The organism is Streptomyces sp. RLB3-17, assembly GCF_007113425.2.
GTDB lineage: Bacteria > Actinomycetota > Actinomycetes > Streptomycetales > Streptomycetaceae > Streptomyces > Streptomyces mirabilis_D.
The window spans coordinates 3566411-3591385 of sequence record NZ_CP041610.2; the positions used below are offsets into that span (position 1 = coordinate 3566411).

General features: G+C 71.3%; 22 protein-coding genes. 6 read left to right on the forward strand and 16 right to left on the reverse strand.

Annotated elements, in window-relative coordinates; genetic code table 11:
• Positions 1–115 precede the first annotated feature (115 nt).
• Positions 116–1996 carry an anthranilate synthase family protein gene (locus FNV62_RS16540; RefSeq protein ID WP_143607851.1) on the forward strand — a complete coding sequence of 627 codons (1881 nt, stop codon included), beginning with the start codon at positions 116–118 and terminating at the stop codon, positions 1994–1996.
• A gap of 80 nt (positions 1997–2076) precedes the next feature.
• Here the strand turns inward: FNV62_RS16540 and FNV62_RS16545 are convergent, their stop codons facing one another.
• From FNV62_RS16545 to FNV62_RS16560, 4 genes are all read right to left on the reverse strand, one after another.
• The gene (locus FNV62_RS16545; RefSeq protein WP_143601397.1) at positions 2077–3105 is read right to left on the reverse strand and encodes a 6-phosphofructokinase; all 1029 of its coding nucleotides are present in this window, start codon (positions 3103–3105) and stop codon (positions 2077–2079) included.
• 167 nt (positions 3106–3272) lie between these two features.
• A complete protein-coding gene (locus FNV62_RS16550) occupies positions 3273–3920 on the reverse strand; it encodes a response regulator (protein ID WP_096239823.1) in 648 nt (215 codons plus the stop codon).
• 41 nt (positions 3921–3961) lie between these two features.
• Positions 3962–5197, reverse strand: a complete 1236-nt coding sequence (gene macS, locus FNV62_RS16555; protein ID WP_097288896.1) for a MacS family sensor histidine kinase — start codon at positions 5195–5197, stop codon at positions 3962–3964.
• Between the two features lie 34 nt (positions 5198–5231).
• The gene (locus FNV62_RS16560) at positions 5232–6017 is read right to left on the reverse strand and encodes a lysophospholipid acyltransferase family protein (RefSeq protein ID WP_179858141.1); all 786 of its coding nucleotides are present in this window, start codon (positions 6015–6017) and stop codon (positions 5232–5234) included.
• A gap of 139 nt (positions 6018–6156) precedes the next feature.
• On the opposite strand from FNV62_RS16560, the gene FNV62_RS16565 reads away from it, so the two are divergent.
• Positions 6157–6966 (forward strand): alpha/beta hydrolase, encoded by an 810-nt coding sequence (locus tag FNV62_RS16565; protein ID WP_144315344.1) that lies wholly within the window; start codon positions 6157–6159, stop codon positions 6964–6966.
• Positions 6959–7645, forward strand: a complete 687-nt coding sequence (locus FNV62_RS16570; RefSeq protein WP_097284330.1) for a hypothetical protein — start codon at positions 6959–6961, stop codon at positions 7643–7645. The genes FNV62_RS16565 and FNV62_RS16570 overlap by 8 nt, the downstream gene beginning before the upstream one ends.
• A 9-nt stretch (positions 7646–7654) precedes the next feature.
• Here FNV62_RS16570 and FNV62_RS16575 read toward each other — a convergent pair whose 3' ends face one another.
• The 6 genes from FNV62_RS16575 to FNV62_RS16600 all read right to left on the reverse strand — a co-directional run bounded on the left by FNV62_RS16575 (position 7655) and on the right by FNV62_RS16600 (position 12939).
• Positions 7655–8407, reverse strand: coding sequence for an endonuclease/exonuclease/phosphatase family protein (locus FNV62_RS16575; RefSeq protein ID WP_144315345.1), 753 nt, complete (start codon positions 8405–8407; stop codon positions 7655–7657).
• A gap of 238 nt (positions 8408–8645) precedes the next feature.
• Entirely contained in the window at positions 8646–9599 is a 954-nt protein-coding gene (locus tag FNV62_RS16580; protein ID WP_097284331.1) for an ROK family glucokinase, read from the reverse strand.
• 54 nt (positions 9600–9653) lie between these two features.
• Positions 9654–10121, reverse strand: a complete 468-nt coding sequence (locus FNV62_RS16585) for a DUF5304 domain-containing protein (protein WP_054231532.1) — start codon at positions 10119–10121, stop codon at positions 9654–9656.
• 57 nt (positions 10122–10178) lie between these two features.
• Positions 10179–11348, reverse strand: a complete 1170-nt coding sequence (locus tag FNV62_RS16590) for an ArsA family ATPase (RefSeq protein ID WP_143601400.1) — start codon at positions 11346–11348, stop codon at positions 10179–10181.
• A 239-nt stretch (positions 11349–11587) separates the two neighbouring features.
• Positions 11588–12034 (reverse strand): SRPBCC family protein, encoded by a 447-nt coding sequence (locus FNV62_RS16595; protein ID WP_054231534.1) that lies wholly within the window; start codon positions 12032–12034, stop codon positions 11588–11590.
• A 107-nt stretch (positions 12035–12141) separates the two neighbouring features.
• Positions 12142–12939, reverse strand: a complete 798-nt coding sequence (locus FNV62_RS16600; RefSeq protein ID WP_079090376.1) for a metallophosphoesterase family protein — start codon at positions 12937–12939, stop codon at positions 12142–12144.
• A 313-nt stretch (positions 12940–13252) separates the two neighbouring features.
• Here FNV62_RS16600 and FNV62_RS16605 point away from each other — a divergent pair, with 313 nt between their 5' ends.
• Positions 13253–15049, forward strand: coding sequence for an AMP-dependent synthetase/ligase (locus FNV62_RS16605; protein WP_144315346.1), 1797 nt, complete (start codon positions 13253–13255; stop codon positions 15047–15049).
• A gap of 19 nt (positions 15050–15068) precedes the next feature.
• On the opposite strand, the gene FNV62_RS16610 is transcribed toward FNV62_RS16605, so the two are convergent.
• Both FNV62_RS16610 and FNV62_RS16615 read right to left on the reverse strand, forming a co-directional pair.
• Positions 15069–16652, reverse strand: coding sequence for a GMC oxidoreductase (locus FNV62_RS16610; RefSeq protein WP_143605363.1), 1584 nt, complete (start codon positions 16650–16652; stop codon positions 15069–15071).
• 190 nt (positions 16653–16842) lie between these two features.
• Complete coding sequence (locus FNV62_RS16615) at positions 16843–17985, reverse strand: glycosyltransferase family 4 protein (protein ID WP_144315347.1); 1143 nt, start codon at positions 17983–17985, stop codon at positions 16843–16845.
• A gap of 203 nt (positions 17986–18188) precedes the next feature.
• Between FNV62_RS16615 and FNV62_RS16620 the strand changes: the two genes are divergently transcribed.
• Complete coding sequence (locus FNV62_RS16620) at positions 18189–19421, forward strand: glycosyltransferase family 87 protein (protein ID WP_054231591.1); 1233 nt, start codon at positions 18189–18191, stop codon at positions 19419–19421.
• Here the strand turns inward: FNV62_RS16620 and FNV62_RS16625 are convergent.
• The gene (locus tag FNV62_RS16625; protein ID WP_144315348.1) at positions 19382–20704 is read right to left on the reverse strand and encodes an MATE family efflux transporter; all 1323 of its coding nucleotides are present in this window, start codon (positions 20702–20704) and stop codon (positions 19382–19384) included. The genes FNV62_RS16620 and FNV62_RS16625 overlap by 40 nt on opposite strands.
• Before the next feature lie 120 nt (positions 20705–20824).
• On the opposite strand from FNV62_RS16625, the gene FNV62_RS16630 reads away from it, so the two are divergent.
• Positions 20825–21358 (forward strand): PadR family transcriptional regulator, encoded by a 534-nt coding sequence (locus FNV62_RS16630; protein WP_097284336.1) that lies wholly within the window; start codon positions 20825–20827, stop codon positions 21356–21358.
• Positions 21359–21373: 15 nt separating this feature from the next.
• On the opposite strand, the gene FNV62_RS16635 is transcribed toward FNV62_RS16630, so the two are convergent.
• The 3 genes from FNV62_RS16635 to FNV62_RS16645 all read right to left on the reverse strand — a co-directional run bounded on the left by FNV62_RS16635 (position 21374) and on the right by FNV62_RS16645 (position 24908).
• Complete coding sequence (locus tag FNV62_RS16635) at positions 21374–22570, reverse strand: hypothetical protein (RefSeq protein ID WP_144315349.1); 1197 nt, start codon at positions 22568–22570, stop codon at positions 21374–21376.
• Between the two features lie 32 nt (positions 22571–22602).
• Complete coding sequence (locus FNV62_RS16640; RefSeq protein WP_097284338.1) at positions 22603–23634, reverse strand: NlpC/P60 family protein; 1032 nt, start codon at positions 23632–23634, stop codon at positions 22603–22605.
• 233 nt (positions 23635–23867) lie between these two features.
• The gene (locus FNV62_RS16645; RefSeq protein ID WP_143601404.1) at positions 23868–24908 is read right to left on the reverse strand and encodes an NlpC/P60 family protein; all 1041 of its coding nucleotides are present in this window, start codon (positions 24906–24908) and stop codon (positions 23868–23870) included.
• Positions 24909–24975 lie beyond the last annotated feature (67 nt).

The window sequence follows — 24975 nt, forward strand, 5'->3', positions numbered from 1 at the left end:
CGTACGCAAGACTTCGCGAAGGCCGCCCGAGGGGCGGCCTTCGGTGTTTGCGGACACGGGTCGTTCCTCTCCGAGTTTTCGGGAATCCGAGAATCCGAGTGAAGGAACAGGACCGATGCACCTGCTCGACCTGCTGGACGATCCCCGTCCGTTCGCCCTGCTGCGGCGCCGCACCCCCGGTCACGATCACGACACCGTCGAGCTGCTGCTCGGACCGGTCAGCACCTGTGACCGCCTCGCCGACCTCCCCGACGAGGGACTCGCGCTCGTCCCCTTCCGCCAGATCAGGGAGCGCGGCTTCGACGTCCGCGACGACGGCACGCCGCTCACGGTGCTGACCCCCGAGGAGACGCACGTCCTGCCGCTGGAGCGGGCGCTGGCGGAGCTGCCGACGCACGGGGTGCGTGTCACGGGCGGGGGCTTCGACGTCGACGACGAGGAGTACGCCGGGATCGTCGGACGCGTGCTGGAGGAGGAGATCGGGCGCGGCGAGGGCGCGAACTTCGTGATCCGGCGTACGTACGAGGGCGCGATCCCGGGATTCGGGCGGGCCGACGCGCTGGCCCTGTTCCGGCGGCTACTGGTCGGCGAGCGGGGCGCGTACTGGACGTTCGTCGTGCACACCGGGGAGCGCACGCTGGTGGGCGCGAGCCCCGAGGTGCACGTGCGGATGTCGGGCGGGACCGTCGTGATGAACCCGATCAGCGGCACGTACCGCTATCCGGCCGAGGGGCCCTCCGCGGACGACCTGCTCGGCTTCCTCGCCGACGGCAAGGAGATCGAGGAGCTCTCGATGGTCGTCGACGAGGAGCTCAAGATGATGTGCACGGTCGGAGACATGGGCGGCGTGGTGATCGGCCCGCGGCTCAAGGAGATGGCCCACCTCGCGCACACCGAGTACGAGCTGCGGGGCCGGTCCTCGCTGGATGTGCGCGAGGTCCTGAAGGAGACCATGTTCGCGGCGACCGTCACGGGGTCGCCGGTGCAGAACGCGTGCCGGGTGATCGAGCGGCACGAGGTCGGCGGGCGGGGCTACTACGCGGGGGCGCTGGCCCTCATCGGCCGCGATGCGGGCGGTGCCCAGACCCTCGACTCGCCCATCCTCATCCGGACCGCCGACATCGACGCGGACGGACGGCTGCGGGTGCCGGTCGGCGCCACCCTGGTCCGGGGATCGGATCCGGCGGGCGAGGTCGCCGAGACGCACGCGAAGGCGGCGGGGGTACTGGCGGCGCTGGGGGTCGTGGAGGCCGGGGCCCGCGTGAAGGGCGTACGGCCGAGGCTGGCCGACGATCCGCGGGTGCGGGCGGCGCTGGACGGGCGGCGGGCCTCGCTCGCGCCGTTCTGGCTGCGGATGCAGGAGCAGGCACGTGAGTTGGAGGGCCATGCGCTGGTCGTGGACGCCGAGGACACCTTCACGGCGATGCTCGCGCATGTGCTGCGGTCCTCGGGGCTGGAGGTGACCGTGCGGCGCTACGACGAGCCGGGGCTGCGGGAGGCGGTGCGGGCGCACGAGGGGCCGTTGGTCCTGGGCCCCGGCCCGGGCGACCCCTCGGACCTGGACGATCCCAAGATGCGGTTCCTGCGGGAGCTCACCGCCGAGGTGATCGGGGGGCACGGGCACGGCGTGCTCGGCGTCTGTCTCGGGCACGAGCTGATCGCGGCGGAACTGGGCCTGGAGATCGTACGCAAGGAGGTCCCGTACCAGGGCGCGCAGACGGGGATCGATCTCTTCGGGCGGGCCGAGACCGTCGGTTTCTACAACAGCTTCGTGGCGCACTGCGACGAGGAGACGGCGGCCGAGCTGTCGGCCCACGGCATCGAGGTCAGCCGCACCGAGAGCGGTGAGGTGCACGCGCTGCGCGGGCCGGGGTTCGCGGGTGTGCAGTTCCACCCGGAGTCGGTGCTGACGCTGAACGGGACGGCCGTCGTGCGGGAGTTGGTCGGCCGGCTGCGGGGCGCCGGCACGCTGTCGGAGCGGCGGCCCTCCGTGTAGTCGGCAGCCGTGGTCGAGACGCCGGCCGCACGGGTGTCGGGAGGCCCGTGCGGCCGACGGGATCGCGGGGAGGGGGCGCGTCAGCCGAAGAAGACCCCGACCTCCTCGTACAGCTTCGGGTCGACCGTCTTCAGCTTGGCCGTGGCCTCCGCGATCGGGACCCGGACGATGTCCGTGCCGCGCAGGGCGACCATCTTGCCGAAGTCGCCGTCGCGGACGGCCTCGATGGCGTGCAGCCCGAAGCGGGTGGCGAGCCAGCGGTCGAAGGCACTGGGGGTGCCGCCGCGCTGGATGTGCCCGAGGACCGTGGTGCGGGCCTCCTTGCCGGTGCGCTTCTCGATCTCCTTGGCCAGCCACTCGCCGACCCCGGAGAGGCGTACATGGCCGAAGGAGTCGAGGGACTCGTCCTTCAGGACCATCTGGCCGTCCTTGGGCATCGCGCCCTCGGCGATGACCACGATCGGCGCGTACGAGGCCTTGAAGCGCGAGGTCACGTAGGCGCACACCTGGTCGACGTCGAAGCGCTGTTCGGGGATGAGGATGACGTTGGCGCCGCCGGCCAGGCCCGAGTGGATGGCGATCCAGCCCGCGTGACGGCCCATCACCTCGCAGACGAGGACGCGCATGTGCGACTCGGCGGTGGTGTGCAGGCGGTCGATCGCCTCGGTGGCGATGCCGACGGCGGTGTCGAAGCCGAAGGTGTAGTCGGTGGCGGACAGGTCGTTGTCGATGGTCTTCGGTACGCCGACGACGGGCACGCCGTACTCGTCGGTGAGGCGCGCGGCGACGCCGAGCGTGTCCTCGCCGCCGATCGCGATGAGCGCCTCGACCTCCTGCTTGGCGAGGTTCTCCTTGATGCGGCGGATGCCGCTCTCCTGCTTGAGCGGGTTCGTCCGCGAGGAGCCGAGGATGGTGCCGCCGCGCGGCAGGATGCCGCGCACGGCGGGGATGTCCAACCGGACGGTGTCGTTCTCGAGAGGTCCGCGCCAGCCGTCCCGGAAGCCGACGAAGTCGTATCCGTACTCCTGTACGCCCTTGCGGACGATGCCCCGGATGACGGCGTTGAGTCCGGGGCAGTCGCCGCCTCCGGTCAGTACTCCGACCCGCATGGAAAAGTCCCTTCGCCGCGATTGCCTGAGGGGACTCACGCTAATAGTGATCCAGGTCACTTCGGCATGGGGCGGAAGGGCAATTCCGGTGAAATGTGCGGGTGTTGATCACTCGCCTTCACTCGATGGTGGGTCAATCAGGGTTTACGCCGCCCACTCGTCGGGGTCTACGCCTCGTCGAGACCGCGCTCTATGGCATAGCGCACCAGCTCGACCCGGTTGTGGAGTTGGAGCTTGCCGAGGGTGTTCTGCACATGGTTCTGGACCGTGCGGTGGGAGATGACCAGGCGCTCGGCGATCTGCTTGTAGCTCAGGCCCTTGGCCACCAGGCGCAACACCTCGGTCTCGCGGTCGGTGAGCTGCGGGGCCTTGGGCTCGTCGGCGCCCGCGGCGGGGGCGGGCTCGGAAGCCAGTCGGCGGTACTCGCCGAGGACCAGGCCCGCGAGGCCCGGCGTGAACACCGGGTCGCCGACGGCCGTACGGCGCACCGCGTCGATCAGCTCCTCCGTGGACGCCGACTTCAGCAGATAGCCGGTGGCGCCGGACTTCACCGCCTCCAGGACGTCCGCGTGCTCGCCGCTGGCCGACAGGACGAGGACGCGCAGCGCCGGGTTGCCGCCGACCAGTTCCTTGCAGACCTGGACGCCGGGCTTGGCGGGCAGATTCAGGTCGAGCACCAGGACGTCGGGCGCGGCGGCCCGGGCACGGCGCACCGCCTGCTCGCCGTCGCCCGCGGTGGCGACCACGGCGAAACCGGACGCGTCCAGGTCGCGGGCGACCGCGTCGCGCCACATGGGGTGGTCGTCCACCACCATGACCTTGATCGGACCCTGCCCCGCCACGCCGGTGACCTCCGTCATCGCTGCTCCGCCTTCCCCCGTGAAACCCTGGAAACCTTCGGTACCTTCAGCTCGACCTCCGTGCCCTGGCCGGGCACCGAGATCAGTTCGGCCGCGCCGCCGAGGTCGCGCAGCCGGCCCCGGATCGACAGGGCCACACCGAGCCGCCCCTCCCCCTCGGCCTGGGCGAGCCGCCCCGCCGGGATGCCCGGGCCCTCGTCGCGTACGGTCACGATCACCTCGTCCGGCTCGTCCTCGACGAGGATCCAGGCCCGGGCGTCCTCTCCGACGTGCTTCCGGACATTGTCCAGGGCGGCGCCGACGGCGGCGGCCAACTCCCGGGCCGCGGCCGGGGGAAGAGGAACCGGGGCGCCCGGCTCGGAGAAGGTCACGCGCGCACTCGCGTACGGGGCGAGCAGGGCGCGCAGGTCGACAGGGCCCCGGGAGTCCTGGTCCTCGTCCGGTTCCTCGACGGCCCGTACGACCGCGCCGAGCGCGGCGTCCTCGGACACCCGCGAGACGGGCACCAGGCCGCCCGAGACCAGGCTGCGCAGCGCGACCTCCTGCTCGCCGGCCATCCGGCCCAGCTCCGCGGCCTCGCCGCCGAGCGCGGAGGCCCGTCGCTGCACCATGGCGAGGACTTGCAGGACGCCGTCGTGGATGTCACGGGCGAGACGCTCGCGCTCGCGGGTCGCGGCCTCGATCTCCAGTGCGCGGGCGAGGGTGAGCTCGGAGGCGCGGGCGACCTCGACGACGTATCCGATGGCGATGGAGGCGACCCAGACCAGGATCACGTTGTGGACCGTGTCGCGGGTGGGGGCGCCGCGCTCGACGAGGTTGGCGGCCGCCACGAGCGTCGAGGCGAAGGCCGCCCAGCGCCAGCCGCCCTTGATGGCGAAGGCCAGGACGGAGCCCGCGGTCCATATCGACGGGAGTGTGGGGCCGCCGGTCACCACGCGGTGGTGGGTGTCCGCGACGGGCGTGAGCATGATGCCGGTGAGCGCGACGGTCAGGTCGACGGCGAGGAAGCGCTTGGTGCAGCTCGCCGCGTTCGCCACCCTGGGCAGGGTGGCGAGCGTCCAGACGAACAGGACCGCGTAGTACCCGATGGCCACCCAGGGATGGGCGAACTTGCGGAACGCGGTGGCGAAGAGCCCGATCGCGTACAGCATCGTCAGCACGCGGTAGGCGGTGAGCGCACGCCACAGCGGCTGCTCGACCGACATCCTCATGACTCTCTCGCGCTTGGCCATGTCCCCCACCCCCACCGTCCCCCGACGCAAGCGTCTAGGTGCCGGCCCGTCCTTCTTCGGTTTCGGCTTCGGCCGCCTTCGCGGCCTCCTTCTGCGCCTGTTCGGCTTCCTTGAGCGCCTGCTTCTCGGCCTTCGCCGCGTCCGCGATCTGCCGCTTGGCGGCCGTCGCGTAGATGTCGACGTACTCCTGGCCGGAGAGCTTCATGATCTCGTACATGACCTCGTCGGTCACCGCGCGCAGCACGAAGCGGTCGTGCTCCATGCCGTTGTAGCGGCTGAAGTCGAGCGGCTTGCCGATGCGGATGCCCGGGCGCATCAGCTTGGGCATCACCTTGCCCGGCGGCTGGATCTTCTCGGTGTCGATCATGGCGACCGGGATGACCGGGGCGCCGGTGGCGAGCGCCACGCGCGCGAGGCCGCCCGGCTTGCCGCGGTACAACCGCCCGTCGGGCGAGCGCGTGCCCTCCGGGTAGATGCCGAACAGCTCACCGCGCTCGATGACGTCGATGCCGCTCTTGACCGCCGCCTCGCCCGCGCCACGCGCGCCTGAGCGGTCCACCGGGAGCTGGCCGACACCCTTGAAGAAGGCGGCGGTCATCCGGCCCTTGACGCCGGGCGTCGTGAAGTACTCGGCCTTCGCGATGAAGGTCACCTTGCGGTCGAGGACCGCGGGCAGGAAGAACGAGTCCGAGAACGAGAGATGATTGCTGGCCAGGATGGCGGGGCCCTCGGCGGGAATGTTCTCGAGGCCTTCCACCCAGGGTCTGAAGGCAAGCTTCAGCGGCCCTCCGATGGAAAACTTCATGGCGCCGTAGATCAACCGAATGCCTCCTGTGTCGTCGGTCAGACCTTATCCCGGAGCACTGTCAAAGGCCTCGACGACCCTGGTCGGTGTCAGTGCCGTCGCGTACGGTGAAGTACGCCTCGCATTCCGCCCGTCTGATGAACAGGAGACCGAAGTGCCGGTCCTTCCTGGAGCCGAGCCGTTCCGCCACGAGGGCGGAGAGGTCGGTGTCCTTCTCTGTCACGGCTTCACCGGTTCCCCGCAGTCGCTGCGCCCCTGGGCGGAGTATCTCGCCGAGCGCGGTCTGACCGTCGCGCTGCCCCTGCTGCCCGGGCACGGCACGCGCTGGGAGGACATGCAGCTCACGGGCTGGCAGGACTGGTACGCGGAGGTGGACCGCGAGCTGCGTGCCCTGCGGGAGCGCTGCGCCCAGGTGTTCGTCTTCGGCCTGTCCATGGGCGCAGCGCTGACCCTGCGGCTCGCCGCGAAGCACGGGGACGAGGTGAGCGGCATCGTCGTCGTCAATCCGGCGAACAAGGTGCACGGGGCGGCGGCCCACGCCCTCCCGGTGCTCCGCCACCTCGTCCGGACGGTGAGCGGCATCACCAGCGACATCGCCAAGGAGGGCGTCGCGGAGGTGGGCTACGACCGGGTGCCCCTGCACGCCGCCCACTCCATGCGGAACTTCTACCGGATGGTCGACGGTGAACTGCCCCAGGTCACCCAGCCGATGCTGCTGCTGCACAGCCCTCAGGACCATGTGGTGCCGCCCGTCGACTCGGCCCGGATCCTGAGCCGGGTGTCGTCCACCGACGTGACGGAGATCCTGCTGGAACAGAGCTACCACGTGGCGACGTTGGACCATGACGCGGACCGGATCTTCGAGGAGAGCTACGCGTTCATCGCCCGGCTCGCGCCCGGTGTCGGCAAGCGGTCCGACACGGGCCAGGTGGGTCAGCAGGAAGGGACGGCCACTGGTGGCTGAGCACGACGCGGAGCGCGGCGAGCCCGACGAGAAGGGCGTACCCGTCGGCGAGCCTCTCGGTGACGAGCAGGGGGTGCCGTTCGACGAGGACGCCGCGTGGCAGGCGATCGTGGCGGGGTACGGCGAGGAACCGCCGGATCCGCCCGGCGCGAAGCCGTTCAAGTCGATCGAGGACCTGGCGCTCCTCGACCCGGTGACGAACGACGCCCCGGGCGGCGGGGACACACCCGAGAGGCCCGAGAAGGGCAAGAAGAACGGGACCGGCGGGACCGTCGGGACGAGCGAGAAGGACGGGACCGGCGACGAGGCCGGGAAGCCGCCCGCCGCAGCGAGGCCCCTCGGCGGCTCCGTCTCCTTCGCGCCCGGCGTCGGCGGTCCGCGCGACTACCAGGCGCCCGAGCCCTCCGAGGACGACTTCGACGGGGACGACGAGGGCCACTTCGTCCCGCCGGAGCCGCCTCCGCTGCCCACCGCGGACACCACGGCCAAGTTCGCCTGGCTCGCCGTCGTCGGTGGCCCGATCGTGCTTCTGCTGGCCGTCCTGCTCGGCTGGGACATGACGTGGTGGCTCGCCACGGTCGGCATCGGCGGCTTCCTGGGCGGCTTCGCCACCCTCGTGGCGCGCATGAAGCCCGACGACGAGGACGAGGACGATCCCGGGCGGGGCGCGGTGGTCTGACGCGGCCGGTTACGCGGCGGGCACTCTGAGGGCGGCCAGCACGGGCAGATGGTCCGTGGCCGCCCTCAGGTCTGTCTCCGTGACCCCGGGGTGGCCGTACGGGACCCCGCAGCCGAGGACCTCGATGCCGCGGGTGGCGAAGATCGCGTCGATGCGCTGGTGGGGGTCGGTGGGCGTCGAGGTGTACTCCGTGCCCCAGGGTGCGGTGGCCCAGCAGTCCTGGAGGTCGGCGGCGAGGCGGGTGAAGGTGGGGCCGTCGGGGCGTTCGTTCAGGTCGCCGCCGGCGAGGGCGTGCGGGGTGCCGAGGGCTGCGAGGCGGTCGAGGAGCAGGCCGCTCTGCGTGTACCGCTCGTCCTTCTGGAGCGAGAGGTGGCAGCTCACCACGCCGAGCCGGGCGGCGCCGAAGCGGATGACGGCGGTGGCGAGGCCGCGGCGGTGCAGGCCGGGGGTGAGGGGCAGCAGGACGTCCTCGGTGCGTTCGACGGTGGCTCGCATCGAGCAGAGGAGCGCGGGGCCCGCGGCGGTCGCGCCACCGGACAGGATCGTCTGGCCGGACGCGGCCGCGAGCCGGGCCAGCTTCTTGCGCCAGCGGAAGAAGCGGGGGGCTTCCTGGACGAGGACCAGGTCGGGGGCGCAGGCGTGGATGACGCGGGCGAGGGCGGTGGTGTCGTCGCGCATCGAGCGGATGTTGTAGCTGAGGACGCGGATGACGGCGGAGCCGTCGGGTTCGGTGTGGGAGCGGGGCAGCGGGGTCGTCGCCATGTGGATCAACATACGTGGATGCGCCGCTCGGCGGCGCCGGAACGCCTCGGGTGGTTTGTCGGCTGCGGGCCGGTGGGGGCTGCTCACGCCCACGCGGCGCAGCCGCGAGATGTCACAGCCCCGCGCCCCTGAGCGGCGCCATCCGCGCCCCCCGCCGAAAGGGGCGCGGTACGACCTCGCCCGCCGTACCCCTGAAGGGCGCGGCGGGCGAGGTGCATGTATTGCGTGATCACGTCGGTCACATGATCGGGTCGGGCTCCCTGGCCAGGTCCGCCGCGCCCACGAGGCCGGCTTCGTTGCCGAGCTGGGCGGCGATCACCTCGGCCACCGGGCGCCAGTTGCCGCCCACGAGCCAGCGCTTGTACGACTTGCGGATGGGGTCGAGGACCAGCTCGCCCTCGTCCGAGAGGCCGCCGCCGACGATGAAGGCGGAGGGGTCGAAGAGCGAGGCCAGGTCGGCGAGGCCGGCGCCGGCCCAGCGGGCCAGCTCGCGGTAGGAGTCCACCGCCACCGGGTCACCCTGGCGTGCGGCCACCGAGATGTGCTTGCCCTCGATGCCCTCGGGGGTGCCGTTGCCCAGCGCGAGCAGGATCTCCGCGTTCTCGGGGGTGGCGTTGGCCCGCTGCTTGGCGTAGCGGACGAGGGCGCGTCCGGAGGCGTACTGCTCCCAGCAGCCCTGCGAGCCGCAGCCGCACAGCAGACCGTCCGGCACCATGCGGATGTGGCCGAACTCGGCGGCCACACCGAAGTGGCCGCGGCGCAGCTTGTTGCCGATGATGATGCCGCCGCCCAGGCCCGTGCCCAGGGTGATGCAGATGACGTTCCGGTGGCCCTTGCCCGCGCCGAACTTGTACTCGCCCCACGCCGCCGCGTTCGCGTCGTTCTCGACGACGACGGGCAGCCCCACGCGCGCCTCGACCTCGGCCTTGAGCGGCTCCTGCCGCCAGTCGATGTTGGGCGCGAAGTACACGGTCGAGCGCTGGCGGTTCACGTATCCGGCGGCACCGATGCCCACGCCGACGATGTCGTGACCTGCGCGCGCGCCCTCCACTGCGGCGGCGATGGCGTCCACAATGGCCTGCGGCGTGGTGGGGGTCGGCACCTTGTGCGTCGAGAGGATGTTGCCTTCCTCGTCGACCACACCGGCCGCGATCTTCGTGCCGCCGATATCGACGCCGATGGTGAGTCCCATGAATCCCTCAGTTTCGGTCGAGCCCCGCTACGGCCAACCGTACCCGAGCAGCCTTTAGTCCAAGTCAATCCGCTCCCCCGGACCGGTCCCCTCGTCGCGGGGGCCACGCTCCCGGGTGGTCCAGCGTCGTTCCTGGGCCTCGACGGCCGAGCGGTAGGCGGCGAGCAGCTCGTTGCCCGCGGCCGCGAGGTGATCGAAGACATCGGGGTTGCGCTCTATGACCGGCTCGACGGCGGCCTTGGCCTGCTGTACGACCTGGTTGACCATCTGCTGGGCGGTGCCGGAGGCGACCATGCCGAACAGCGGCGAGTTCAGTCCGGACAGCTTGTCGGCGACCGTGTCGACCAGCTTGCGCAGTTCCTCTGCGGCCGAGCCGGGCGGCGGACCGTACTGGGCGCGGCGGCGGGCCTTCTCCGCCGCGAGGTCCTCGGCGCACGCCTTCGCCCAGGCGTCGGCGTCGCTCGCGCGCGCTTCGTCGTTCGCCTCCTGAGCGGCGTCGGACGTGGGGCGCTCTTCGCTCATGGCGGACTCCTGCCTATGGTTCTTCCTTTCGACGGTACCCGAACGGGGGTACGCCGTTCACCGTGTCCGGGGCCACAGATCCGGGTCCGGCGCGAAACGCACCCTGAGTTCCCCCTCGCGCAGGGCGGCGCCTGCCACGGTGCAGCGGCGCAGCGCGGACGGCAGCGGCACGATCCTGCGGAACTGGCCCACGGTGACGACGAGTTCGTCGCCCCGGCGGATCAGGTCCAGTTCCTCGCGTATCGCGCCGGGCAGCGGGATGTGCCAGACGAGGACGCCGTCGTCGGCGAGGTGGTCGAGAACGGGCCACTCGACCGGGACGGGCGCCCGGTTGACGCCGGGCACGGGGAGCGCGCCGAGGTCGTCGGTGCCGCGCGGGTCGCGGCCGAGGTGCGGGACCTCGTGGACGGTGTACGTCTCCTGCCACTCGTCCAGCGCCTTGCGCTGCTGGGCGGCGAGGGCGCCCAGCCAGGCGTCCGCGCTCGCGGCGGGCAGTACCCGGTTCGCGACCAGCGCGTCGACGCGCAGCCCGTGCAGGGCGAGGGCGGTGGTGGCGGCGTGCACGGCGTCGGTGCCGGCCGGGCCCGGCTCGGCGACCAGCCGTACGGTCGTGGCGCGGTCCTCGACGACCGCCGCGACGGCGGCCAGCTCGATGTCCCAGCGTGCCGCCGTCTCGTACAGCCACTCGGCGGGCATCGGGACGCCCGCGAGGCGGCCGAGGACGGGGCGCAGGGCGCGGGCCGCCTGGCGCTCCGGCGGGAGCAGTCGGCGCAGGTAGCGGCGGAGCTCCTCCGGGAGGGCGAGGAGGGCGAGTGCCTGTGGGGTCGGCGGGAGGTCCACGACCAGCAGGTCGTACATCTGCGAGGTCGCCGCGTCGCGCAGGGCGCGCAGCAGGGCGAGTTCCTCGGCGCCGGGCAGGGGGGTGAGTTCCTCGGCGTCCAGGCGGGCGGCGCCGAGCAGGTCCAGGGCGGTGGTCGCGCGGTCCTGGAAGGCGGTGAGGTCCGCACGGAAGCGGGCGTTGGCGTCGGGGCGCCAGGTCGTGAGACGGGGCGCGGTGTCGGTGGGTTCCGCGCCGGTGGGTACACCGAGGACGGCGCCGAGGGTGTCGGTGCGGTCGGCGGTGAGCAGGAGGGTGCGGGTGCCCTCGCGGGCGGCCTTCAGCGCGGTGGCCGCCGCGACCGTCGTACGGCCCGTGCCGCCCTGGCCTGTGATCAGGATGGTGCGCATTGCATGAACGCTACCCGCGCCGAACGCCCCCGCCGCCCCCGCCCGTCCCTGGGGGCTCCGCCCCCGGCCCCCCGATCGGCCGGCGTCCTCAAACGCCGGACGGGCTGAAAACGCGGGCGCGCCCCGTCAGGGGCGCGGGGAACTGCGCGACCAGCCCCCACCCACCCGCGGACAAGACACCTCGGCCCGACGGGATCCGGGGCGAAGCCCCGACTTCAGGGGCGCCCCGCGGAGCGGGGTCAGCCCGCCTCGCCCGACTCCACTCGCTTCTTCAGACCCGCCAGCGCCCGGTCGATGATGACCTTCTCGGCCTTGCGCTTGATCATGCCCAGCATGGGGATCTTGACGTCGACCGTGAGCCGATAGGTGACCTCGGTGGCGCCGGCGCCCGCGGGCTTGAGGATGTACGAGCCGTCCAGGGAGCGGAGCATCTGGGACTTGACCAGGGTCCAGGAGACCTCGTGGTCGCCGGTCCAGGTGTACCCCAGGGTCTGGTCGTCCTTGATCGCGCCGGCGTCCATGACGAGGCGTACCTGCTCGGCGCGTCCCTGCCCGTCCGTGGCGAGTACCTCCGCCTCCTTCACCTCTCCCGTCCAGTCCGGGTAGCGGGCGAAGTCGGCGATGACCGCCATGACATCAGCCGGTGCCGCCTCGATCGTGATGCTCGAGCTGGTGTGTTCCGCCATCGCGGGGGCTCCTCCAGATGCGGTCCGGTGAGGGAGGGTGGTACGCACGTGTGTGCAGCGTGAAGGCTACCGCGCGCCCGCCGAAGCATCGCCACCCCACCTGGTGTTCACCACTCCAGGACCCACGGGCGGCCCGACGCCGCGAAATGGCCGACGTTCACGCACTCGGTCGTCCCGATCCGCATCCGGCGCGCGAGCGGCTGGTGGACATGGCCGAAGAGGGAGTAACGGGGACGGATGCGGCGGATCGCGTCCAGCAGGGCACGGGAGCCGCGTTCGAAGCGGCGCGCCACCGTGTCGTAGACCAGCTCCGGTACGTCCGGCGGGATGTGCGTGCACAGCACGTCGACCTCGCCGACCGCCTCGATCTTCGCCGCGTACTCCTCGTCGTCGATCTCGTAGGGCGTCCGCATGGGGCTGCGCAGCCCCCCGCCGACGAAGCCGAAGACCCGGCCGCCGATCTCCACCCGCTCACCGTCGAGGACCGTCGTGCCGGGTCCGGCGTACTCCGCCCACAACGGGGGCATGTCGACATTGCCGTAGGTCGCGTACGTCGGTGTCGGGAACGCGGCGAACAGCTCGGCGTACTGCTTGCGCACCGCCTTCTCGATGGCCACGGAATGGTCCATCCCGATCTCGTCCCACAGCCGCCGCCCGAACTCGCGTGCCTCGGCGAAGCGGCGGGCGGTGCGCAGCTCGACGATGCGGTCGGCGTTCTCGGTGCCGAAGAGGTCGGGGAAGATGCCGCGCGCGTGGTCGGCGTAGTCGAGGAAGAGCACCAGGTCACCGAGGCAGAGCAGGGCGTCCGCGCCGTCGCCGGCCCGGGCCAGGTCGCGCGCGTTGCCGTGCACGTCACTGACCACATGAATGCGCGTCCTGCGGTTACCGCCTGGTGTGGGTGCCATGGCGATCAAGCGTAGGCGTGTGCGGCAAACGTGAATAGAGGCGGTCGGACCTGCGGTTACTGGCATGGCAAGAAGAGCGTGGACTACTGTGCGTGAAGGAACGCCATCGGGTGCGACGCACCAGCCTGTGTGACGCAGGGAACATCTCGGCGGGACCCCCTATCTAAAAAGCCGTACCGGTGGGTAACGTCCGGGCAGTCCAGTCGTACTCAGGATTTCAACAATGATGTTCCTGGGTACCTGCCCGAGCCTTGGACCGCTCCGTCGCATCACACACCGTCGTGGCGTCGGCGCCCTATGAGGAGCAGCAGTCTTGCGCGAGTTCAGCCTTCCGGCTTTGTACGAGGTCCCTGCGGACGGAAATCTGACCGACATCGTCCGCAGAAACGCCGCGCAGCATCCCGACGTCGCCGTCATCGCCCGCAAGGTGGGCGGCACGTGGACGGACGTCACCGCCACCACCTTCCTCGCCGAGGTGCGGTCCGCGGCCAAGGGCCTGATCGCCTCGGGCGTACAGCCCGGCGACCGGGTCGCCCTGATGTCCCGTACCCGCTACGAGTGGACACTGCTCGACTTCGCGATCTGGAGCGCGGGCGCGATCACCGTGCCGGTGTACGAGACCAGCTCGGCCGAGCAGGTGCAGTGGATACTCGGCGACTCGGGCGCGAGTGCCTGCATCGTCGAGCTGGACACGCACGCGGCCTCCGTGGAGTCGGTGCGCGACCGGCTGCCCGCCCTCAAGCACGTCTGGCAGATCGAGGCCGGCGGGGTGGAGGAAATGGGGCGCGCGGGCAAGGACGTCAGCGACGCCACCGTCGAGGAGCGCAGCTCGCTCGCCAAGGCGGACGACCCGGCGACCATCGTCTACACGAGTGGTACGACCGGCCGTCCCAAGGGCTGTGTCCTCACCCACCGCGCCTTCTTCGCGGAGTGCGGCAACATCGTGGAGCGGCTGCGCCCGCTGTTCCGTACGGGCGAGTGTTCCGTCCTCCTCTTCCTGCCGCTCGCGCACGTCTTCGGACGGCTGGTGCAGGTCGCGCCGATGATGGCGCCGATCAAGCTGGGCTGCGTCCCGGACATCAAGAACCTCACCGACGAGCTGGCCGCGTTCCGGCCGACGCTGATCCTCGGTGTGCCGCGTGTCTTCGAGAAGGTCTACAACTCGGCGCGCGCCAAGGCGCAGGCGGACGGCAAGGGCAAGATCTTCGACAAGGCGGCGGACACGGCGATCGCCTACAGCCGCGCCCTGGACACCCCCTCCGGCCCGTCGCTCGGCCTGAAGATCAAGTACAAGACGTTCGACAAGCTCGTCTACAGCAAGCTGCGCGCGGTGCTGGGCGGTCGCGGTGAGTACGCGATCTCCGGCGGCGCCCCGCTCGGCGAGCGGCTGGGCCACTTCTTCCGCGGCATCGGCTTCACGGTCCTGGAGGGCTACGGCCTGACGGAGTCCTGCGCGGCCACCGCCTTCAACCCCTGGGACCGTACGAAGATCGGTACGGTCGGCCAGCCGCTGCCCGGCTCCGTGATCCGCATCGCCGACGACGGCGAGGTGCTGCTGCACGGCGAGCACCTGTTCAAGGGGTACTGGAACAACGAGGCCGCGACCGCCGAGGCGCTCGCGGACGGCTGGTTCCACACGGGTGACATCGGCACCCTCGACGAGGACGGCTACCTCCGGATCACCGGCCGCAAGAAGGAGATCATCGTCACCGCGGGCGGCAAGAACGTCGCCCCGGCCGTGATCGAGGACCGGATCCGCGCGCACGCGCTGGTCGCGGAGTGCATGGTGGTCGGCGACGGGCGCCCGTTCATCGGCGCGCTGGTCACCGTCGACGAGGAGTTCCTGGGCCGCTGGGCCGAGGAGCACGGCAAGCCGGCGGGTTCCACCGCGGCGTCGCTGCGCGAGGACCCGGATCTCATCGCTGCGATCCAGGACGCGGTCGACGACGGCAACGCCGCGGTGTCGAAGGCGGAATCGGTGCGGAAGTTCCGCATTCTGTCCTCCCAGTTCTCGGAGGAGTCGGGCCACCTCACGCCGTCCCTGAAGCTCAAGCGCAACGTGGTGGCGAAGGACTACGCGGACGAGATCGAGGCCATCTACCGGGGCTGACGGCCCGACCGAGCGGTTCTCATGGCGCGGTGTCCTCGGCGAGGATCCGCGCCATTCCGCGTTCCGCGAGCGCGGTGATCGTGACGAACGGGTTCACCCCGATCGAGCCCGGCACGAGCGAGCCGTCGGTGATGTACAGGTGCGGGTACCCCTTGACGCGGCCGTAGTTGTCCGTGGCCTTGCCCAGCACGCAGCCGCCCAGCGGGTGGTAGCAGAAGTCGTCGGCGAAGGTCTTGTTGTTGCCGAAGAGGTCGTAGCGGTAGATCGTCGCGTTGGCCGAGTTGATCCGGTCGAAGAGCTTCTTGGCCATGCTCACGGAGACCGCGCTCTGGGCGGCGGTCCAGCCGAGCCTGGCGGAGTCCGTCGCCGCGTCGTACGTGAAGGACGCGCGCTCCGGGTTCTTGGTGATCGCGAGGTAGAGGCTGATCCAGGTCTCCAACCCGGTGGGTATCGGGGCGATTTCGGCGAAGACGGGGTTGGCGGTGTTGGCCCAGTCGTCGATGCCCATGACCGGCATCGTCGACTGGTTCGCCCCGACCGTGTCCCAGATGTGGTTGGCGCGGCCCGTCATCACGTTGCCGTTCGTGCCCCAGCCGGTGCCGACGCTCGCGTCCAGGGCCGGCAGGGTGCCCGTCTCCCGGGCCCGGACGAGGAGTTCGGTGGTGCCGAGGCTGCCGCCGCCCAGGAAGAGGTACGTGCAGCTGTACTGCTTGGTCTCCACGACCGCGCCGGTGGTGTCGATCCGGTCGGCGGTCAGGGTGTACGTGCCGTCCGTCCCCCTGCTGATCGCCCGGACCCTCTCCAGGGTGTGGATGGTGACGTTGCCGGTGCCGAGCGCCGCCGCGAGGTAGGTCTTGTCGAGGCTCTTCTTGCCGTAGTTGTTGCCGTAGATGACCTCGGCCGCGAGTGCGGACTTGGTGGCGGTGCCGGCCGCCTCGCGCTGCATGTAGGCGAAGTCGTAGACGTTCGGGACGAAGGTCGTCTTCAGGCCGGCGTTGGCGGCGGCCTTACGGGAGGTGCGGGTGAACTGGTACCACTCCGTGGACTCGAACCAGGTGGGGTCGACCGTGTTGACGCCGAGCATGCTGCGGGCGCGCGGGAAGTACGTGTTGTACATCTCGGTGGCGTCGACCGTGGGGAACTGCTCGGAGAAGTAGGACTGGAGGGGCGTGACGGCCATTCCGCCGTTGACCAGTGAGCCGCCGCCGACGCCTCGGCCGACGTAGACCGACATGTTGTCGTAGTGGACCCGGTCCAGGACTCCCGGGTAGAGGCCGATGTCCTTGTTGACGACGTCCAGCCACAGGAAGGTGGCGAGCGGGGCCTCGGTGCGGGTGCGGAACCACATCGAGCGCTCGTCGGGGGCGGCGGTGGAACAGAAGACCTTGCCGTCGGAACCGGCGGTGTTCCAGAGCTTGCCCATCTCTATGACGAGGGTGCGGATGCCGGCCTGGCCGAGGCGGAGGGCGGCCACGGCGGCGCCGTAACCCGATCCGATGACGATGGCGGGCGCGGTGTCGACCGCGGCGGGCTCTGCCGCGTGGGCGGACTGGAGGCCTACGCGGGTGAGGCCGGCGGCGGCGGCCGTCTGGAGGGCGACCATGCCCAGGATCTGGCGTCTCGTCAAGTGACGGTTTGTCAGTTGACGGTTACTCATCTGATGATGAGTCAGTTTTTCTGTCATGAGCGCAGCATCGGCGGATTATTTGCTTCCGCCTAGGGTTTTTGCCGGGATTTCAGGGGGCGCCGCGATGAGTGGGGAGAATGCGGGTCGCTTGTGACCGGTCGCGCACCTAGAGCAACTCTTTGAGGCTCTCCGCCAGCAGGTCCCAGCGCCATTTCCGCTCCACCCATTCCCGTCCCCGTTCGCCCATGTGGCGGCGGAGTTCGGGGTCGGCGAGAAGGGTGATGATGCGGTCGGCGGAGTCGTCCGGGCAGTCGCCTCGGACGACCCAGCCCGTTTCGCCGTCGAGGACCGCGTCGGGGGCACCGCCCGAGTCGCCCGCGACGACCGGCAGACCCGTCGCGGAGGCCTCCAGGTAGACGATGCCCAGGCCCTCGACGTCGAGGCCGCCCCGGCGGGTGCGGCAGGGCATCGCGAAGACGTCGCCCGCGCCGTAGTGGGCCGGCAGCTTCGACCAGGGGACCGCGCCGGTGAAGCGGACCGAGGCGGCGACCCCGGTGTCGTACGCCAGCTTGCGCAGGTCCTGCTCGTACGGCCCGCCGCCGACGATCAGCAGCACCGCCTCCGGCTCCTTGGCGAGGATGCGGGGCATGGCGAGGATCAGCGTGTCCTGGCCCTTGCGCGGGACCAGACGCGAGACACAGACCACCACCGGGCGGTCGGTGAGGCCGAGTCGGGCGCGGACCGCGTCGCCGCCCGAACCGGGGTGGAAGGTCTTCTCGTCGACCCCCGGAGGCAGCTGCACCATGCGGGAGGCGGCCTCGGGCGTCAGCGCGGACGCGATGCGCGAGCGCGTGTACTCGCCGAGGTAGGTGATCGTGTCCGTGGACTCGCCGATCCGGCGCAGCAGCTGCCGTGCGGCGGGCAGCTGGGCCCAGCCCGCCTCGTGGCCGTGCGTGGTGGCCACCAGGCGCTCGGCGCCCGCCCTGCGCAGCGCGGGCGCCATCAGGCCGAGCGGGGCCGCCGCCCCGAACCACACCGACGTACAGCCGTGCTCGCGCAGCAACCCGACGGCGCGCCGGGTGGCCCCCGGTGTGGGCAGCAGCATCGTCGTACGGTCCCGGACGACGGTGAAGGGCTGCTCGGCGTCGAAGGCGGCCGTCGCCTCGACGCCCTCCCGGCCCCGCTTCCACGTGGATGCGTAGACTACGAACCGCTCCGGGTCCAGTCGTAGCGCCATGTTGTGCAGGAACGCCTGGATGCCGCCGGGGCGGGGCGGGAAGTCGTTGGTCACGATCAAGGTCTTGTGCATCGCGCTCGACACTACCGAAACCTTCGAATCCCCACGCGAGCGGTCCACAGCGGCGAAGCTGTATTCCACCGGTGGTCACAGCTCCGTACGGCCGCGCTTCACGGGCCTCGCACAGCCCCGCACGTCATCATGTTTCCGCACAACCGCACCACCGCACCACGTCACCACCGCACAGACAGCCGACGAACGAGGGCCAGGTGAGCATGAAGGGCACACGGGGGGCGGGGTTTCCGTACGCGTTGCTGGGAACCTGGGGCCTGACCAGGCTTCTGCTCCTGCTCTTCGTCTTCAAGGTGTTCGTCTTCCCGGGACCGGACGTCACGAGTGACGTCTCGGTGATCTACCAGGGCTGGTACGAGATCCTGCGCACCGGCACCTTCCCGCTCGACGACGTGACCTGGCAGTACCCGCCGGCCGCCGCGCTCGCGATCCTCTCCCCCGGACTGCTGCCCTTCCTCGACTACGCGCACGCCTTCTTCCTGCTGGCCTTCGTCGCCGACGTGGTGGTGTACGCGCTGCTCCACTACGCCGGACGGCGCCCCGGCAAGACGCTGCGCGGCGCCTGGGTGTGGGTGATCGGCGTCCCGCTGCTCGGACCGACCGTCTACGCCCGCTACGACGTGATGGTGACGGCCGTGGCGGTCGCGGCGCTCCTCGCGGGAGCCCGCCATCCCCGGGTGATGGGCGCTCTCGTGGGCTTCGGGGCGCTGGTGAAGGTGTGGCCGGCGCTCCTGCTCCTGGGGGCCGTGAAGCGGCGCGCGTGGGCCGCGGCGGCGGTGACCGCGGGCGGGATCGCGGTGCTGTTCGGGCTGTCGATGCCCGGCGCCTTCTCCTTCCTGACCTTCCAGCGCGACCGGGGCACCGAGGTGGAGTCGCTGGGCTCCCTCGTCTTCCACGTGGGCCGGCACTTCGGCTGGGACGGTCAGGTGCTGCTCAACTACGGCTCGGTGGAGTTCCTCGGCCCGTACGTCGACGTGGTGAGCCGGCTGGCCCTGGCACTCACCGCGATCGCCTTCGCGTGGCTGCTGCTGTGGCGGCTGCGCGTCCAGCGCTTCCGGCCGCACACGCTCGCCGACGCCGCGTTCGTGGCGGTGCTGATGTTCACGGCCACCAGCCGGGTCATCAGCCCGCAGTACATGGTGTGGCTGGTCGGGATCGGCGCGGTCTGCCTGTGCTTCCGGGGCAGCCGGATGACCCTGCCGGTCGCCCTGGTGCTGGCCGCCTGCTTCGTGACCGTCCTGGAGTTCCCGATCTGGTTCTCGCACGTCGTGGGCAGCGACCGGCTGGGCATCACCCTGCTCTTCCTGCGCAACGGCCTGCTGGTGGTCGCGGCCCTGCTCGCCGCCCTCGAACTGTGGTGGAGCACGGTGTCCGACCCGGCCCCGACCCTGCCCGCTCAGGCCACCCGCAGCAAGGAGCGCCTGAGCTCCTCCTGACGGCGGCGGGCGCGGGCGAGAAGCAGTCCGACGGCCGTGCACTGCACCGCCATGGACAGCGCCAGCGCCAGACAGATCCCGGGCAGTCCGAGCCCCGACAGTGCGTACGCCAGGGGCAGCTGGACCGCGGTGCCGAGCACTGTCACCCGCAGCAGCAACGGGGCTCCCCCGCTCCCCTCGAAGACCCCGCCCAGCGCGATGAAGCAGGCCATCAGCAGCAGGTACGGGCCGACGCAGCGCAGGAACAGCACACCGTCGTGGGCGACCGCGCCCCCGGCTCCGAAGGCCCGCGTGATCCAGGGGGCGAACGCGCCGAGCAGGACGGCTGCCACCAGGCCCACCGCCCCGGAGACGATCACCGCCTGCCGCCCGATCGCGCCCCGCTCGTCCCGGCCGCTGCCCCGGGTGTGCGCGGTGTGGATCGAGGCTGCCTGCCGCACCGCGTAGAAGGCCATGGTCGCGACGTACATGACCTTGTACGCGATGGAGTACGCGGCCACGGCCGTCACCCCGAGCCGGGCCACGATCGCGACCAGGACCAGCGCCCCGCCCTGACGCACGGTGAAGTCGGCGGACATCGGCAGTCCGGTCCGCAGGGTGCGGCGCAGCGCGGGGCCGGTGCGCTCGGCGGGGCGGACGGCCGCGGCCTCGCGCAGCGGCGCGTTGCGGCGCAGGGCGCGCAGGCCGGCGGCGAGGGCGACGCAGCGGCACAGGACCGTGGAGGCGGCGGCGCCCCGGACGCCGTACGCGTGGATGAACAGCGGGTCGAGGCCGAGAATCAGCCCGTTGGCCAGTAGGGCGAGGCGCATCGGGGTGCGGGTGTCACCGGCGCCCTTCAGGATGCCGTCGACGAGGTTCTGCGCGAAGAAGACGGCGATGCCCGGCAGGGAGATCCCGAAGTAGGCGACCGCCAGGGCGAGGGCGCGCCCGTCGCCGCCCAGGACCAGCCGGGCCAGCGGCTCGCGCAGCAGGTATCCGCCCACGGCGACCACGGGCGTCACGACCGCGCACAGGGCCCCTCCGCCGCGTACGGCCGCCCGGAGCGCGCCCGGATCCCGGGCCCCTCTGGCGTGGGCGACGAGGACGGTCGTGCCGGAGGCGAAGACCAGGGCGACGCCGAGGAGCACGTTCTCGGTGTTGGTCGCGACGGCGACGGCGGCCACGGCGGGGCCGCCGAGCCGGGAGACCCAGACGGTGTTGATGATCCCGGCGGCGACGGAGGCGAGCAGGGAGAGGTACACGGGGTGGGCGAGCGATATGAGCTGCTTCCGGTGGGCGTTCACCGATGAGTCCTCGATTCCCTTGATTTCCCTCGATTACCTCTTATCGAGTTACCTCGTTTAGAGGTAGCTCGATAAGAGGTACCATGGTCGTCCGACACCCGCAAGCAAGGAGCGCCCCGCATGCTGGAGCTGTCGATCCTCGGATTTCTGTTCGAAGAGCCCTTGCACGGCTATGAGTTGAAGGAGCGCATCAAGGCGCTCAGCGGCCATGTCCGCCCCGTCAGCGACGGCGCGCTCTACCCGGCGATCACCCGCCTGGTGGCCGCAGGACAGCTGGACCAGCACACGGAGCCCGGCAGCGGCGCCGCCCCGCGTCGCATCCTGTCGCTCACCGAGAAGGGCCGTGCGGACCTCCTGGAGCGGCTGCGCCACCCCAAGCAGGCCGAGATCACCGACCACGTCCGCTTCAACACCCTGCTGGCGTTCCTGCGCCACCTCCCGGACCCGCGGGAGCAGGCCGCGGTCCTGCGCCGCCGCCAGGAGTTCCTTCTGACGCCCGCGAGCTTCTTCTACCGGGACGGCGAGCCCGTACGGGCGGAGGAGGCCGGCGACCTGTTCCGGCAGGGGATGCTGCGGGTGGCGCGGGCGACGGGCGAGGCGGAGCGGGAGTGGCTCGCCGAGGCCATCGCCCGGCTGGACACGGCGACGGGCTGATTCAGCCGAGCCGATTCAGGCGAGCTGCGCCTTCAGGTACGCCTGCCACTGCTGCGTGAACTTCTCCGGCGTCGTGTGCAGTACGTCCCGCAGCGCGCCCTCGACGGCCCCCGCCCGCTTCTCGTGGTCGCCGACGGCCCGGTAGAACTCGTTCAGCCGGACCTCGCCCCAGTGGTCGGCGATCAGCCTGCAGGCCATCCAGCCGCCCTCGTACGCCCGCGCCAGCCGCGCCGCGTCCCCGGCGAACCCGAAGTCCTTGTCGTCCGGCAGCGCGGCCGGTACGTGCCCGTCCAGCAGCGACCGCGCCAGCTCCGGCGCCGCCTGCGTCGCCGTACGGCCGCTGCCGCGGTAGCCGACCCAGTCCGCGAAGCCCTCGGAGAGCCACAGGGGTGTGGCGGCGGTGGTGTGGGCGCGGGTGGCCACGTGCGTCGTCTCGTGGGTGAGCACGACCTGCTTGCCGAAGTCGCCGAGGAGGCCGTACGCATCGGGGTTGACGATGATCCGGTCCGCGGGCGCCCTGGCCGTCCCGCCCGCCTCTCCCGTGGTGACCGCCGCGATCCCCCGGTACCCGGACGCGGGCGCCCCGAGCAGCCCCGCCATGCCCTCCAGCGACTTCGGTACGAGGACGACGACGTGCCCCGTCCAGTCGGCGCCCCAGGCGTCCGTCACGGCGGGCACGGCGCGGTCCGCGAGGCCGGCGTACGCCCGCAGCCGCTCACCGGACTGCCCGACCCCCAGGACGAGGCTGTGCGCGCCCCGTACCACCGTCACCGCCCCCTGCTCCCACAACTGCTGACTGGCCCGCTCGGCGGGCACGTCGGAGGCGACCCGCCAGGTCCCGCCCTCGCGGACCAGGCGCAGGGTGCGGGCCGCCGTGACAGGCGCCCTGTCGTAGCCCTCGATGCGGTAGCGCAGCTCGGCGCCCGCGGTGGCGCGGTCGCCGGAGCGGTGCAGGTCCGTCAGGCGGTACGACCAGGCGGCCAGCGGGACCGCGCGCAGCCGGGTGAACTCCGCGGTCGAGGCGGACGGTTCCTCCGTGGCCCGGTACGCCGACTCGTTCCGGTCCAGGACCGCGGCCGCCCGCCGGTCGAGGACCCGCTGCACATCGGCGGACGCGGTGTCCTGGGTGGGCCTGCCGCCGCAGCCCACCAGCACGGCGAGCAGCAGCACCAGGGAGCATCCCGCCCGCGACGCACGCCTTCGACCAGCCACGTTCCCGATCGTACGGCGCCCGGGCGCGGGGGTCAGACCCGCGTGACGGACGAGATGGGCATCATGCCCACCGGGTCGTAGCGCACCGGCGCGCCCGGATAGGGCGCGTGGATCACCTGGCCGTTGCCCACGTACATCGCGACATGGCTCGCGTCGGAGCGGTAGGTGATGAGGTCGCCGGGCTGCGCCTGGGAGAGCGACACCTGCCGTCCGGCGTAGCGCTGTTCCTGGGAGGTGCGTGGCAGACCGACGCCCGCCTGCCGGTACGACCACTGCATGAGGCCGGAACAGTCGAATCCGCCGGGCCCGTTGGCGCCCCACATGTAGGGGCGGCCGAGTGCGGAGCGGGCCGCGGCGAGGGCGGCGGCGGCGCGCCCCGAGGCGGGCGTGACCCCGCCGGGTTCGGGCAGGTCGGAGCGTCCGGAGCGGGAGGCCCGGTCGTAGGCGGCGCGCTCGGCGGACGGCAGCGAGTTGAGCAGTATGCGCGCCTTGGCGAGTTTCTTCTCGACGGTCCGCTTGTGCTGGGCGACGGCCTTGGTGCTCTTCTCCAGCTCGGCGAGTTCGGCGGTCGCCTCCTCGCGCTCCTGGGCGAGGTCGCGCATGGCGAGCTGGAGGTCCTTGAGTTCGCCGGCCTGGTGGGCGTTGATCCGGTCGAGCGCGGCGGCCTTGTCGAGGTACTCGGCGGGGCTGTCGGAGAAGAGCAGCGCCAGGGAGGGGTCGAGGCCGCCCGCGCGGTACTGGGCCCCGGCGAGCGAACCGAGCGCGTCCCGCATGGTGTTGATGCGCTCCTGCTGCCGGGCGATGCGGTCCTGTGCCTTGCTCACCTCTTCGCGCAGGACTCCCGTGCGCTCGTCGGCCTTGTTGAACGCCTCGGTTGCCTTCTCCGCCTGGATGTACAGGCGGTCCACCTCGGCCCGGGTGTCGTCCTTCGGTGCTGCGGCGGCCGGTACGGCCCCGAGGGCGGCGGCCGCGACGGACATCACGGTCACGGCGATGCCGGCGATGCCCGCGGCGCTGACGCCCCGGTCGAACCCGGACGGTGGACGGCGGCGATGGGACCCCACGAGTAGCCGCTCTCCCTTCCGCTGACGGTCCCCCGGAGTTGGGGGAAACGCGCCAGACAGTAGCCGTGCGACTACGCACCGGCCAAAAATCTCGGGGGGCGCACAACGCGGCGCCCCGCCGGAGACGCAGGTCACCGACGGGGCGTGGGGTCAGCGGGAGTTACCGCGATTCGCCCGTTCGGGCGGTATGGCGAGGGGCCTCGAAAGGATCTCGGAGGGTTCGGGGAGCCGGATCAGACCCGGACGCCGAACTGGAACGCTCCACCGATGGTGCTCATCGACTCGTAGCGCACGACGGTTCCGGTGCGCGGGGCGTGCAGCACCTGGCCGTTGCCCGCGTAGAGGCCGACGTGGTGCAGGTCGCCGAAGAAGAAGACCAGGTCGCCGACCTGCAGATCGCTCTGCGAGTAGATGCGGGTGCCGATGGTCGCCTGCGACTCCGAGGTGCGCGGGATGGAGACACCGGCCTGGGCGTACGCCCAAGAGGTGAAGCCCGAGCAGTCGAAGGAGCTGGGGCCGGAGGCGCCGTAGACGTACGGCGAGCCGATCTTGGTCTGTCCGGCGGAGAACGCGGCACCGGCGCGCCCGGACGCGGGTGTACCGGGGTCGCTGAGAACGGTGCGCTCGCTGGCGCGGGTGGCGCGGGACTGCTGCGCGTCGAGAGCCGCCTTCTCCTTGGCCGTCAGGGAGTTGAGGAGCTTCTGCGCCGCGGCGAGCTTGGTCTGGACCGTCTTCTTCTGCTTGGCCAGTTCCGTACGGGTGTCGGCGAGGTCCTTGAGCTTCGCGGAGGCTTCCTGCCGCTGCTGGGCGAGCGAACGCTGCTTCTCCTGGACCTTCTTCAGCGCCTCGACCTGCTGACTGCTCAGCTGGTCCATCGCGGACGCCTTGTCCAGGTAGTCGTTCGGGTTCGAGGAGAGGAAGAGTGCCACGGAGGGGTCGATGCCGCCGGTGCGGTACTGGGCGCTGGCCATCGTACCGAGGCCGTCGCGCAGCTTGTTGAGCTCGTCCTGCCCGCGGGCCACGTTGTCCTGCAGGGTGCTGATTTCCTTCTCCAGCTTGTCCTGCTTCTCCTTGGCCCCGTCGAGCTTCTCGGTGGCCTGCTCGGTCTCCTGGTAGAGCTGGTCGACCTTGCTCTTGACCTCGTCCTTGCTCGGCTTCTCGCTGGGCGCGGCATTGGCGGCGTTGGCGCTGAGGGCAACGGCAGCGGCTGCGGCGGTGGTGAGCACGGTCACACGGGTGCGGCTCGGCTGCTTGGGTCGACGGTGGGACGCCACGAAGGCGAGCTCCTTCTTCCTCCAGCCGCCTGCCGAGACGCCGACGGGCGGTGTCCCCCCACCGTCA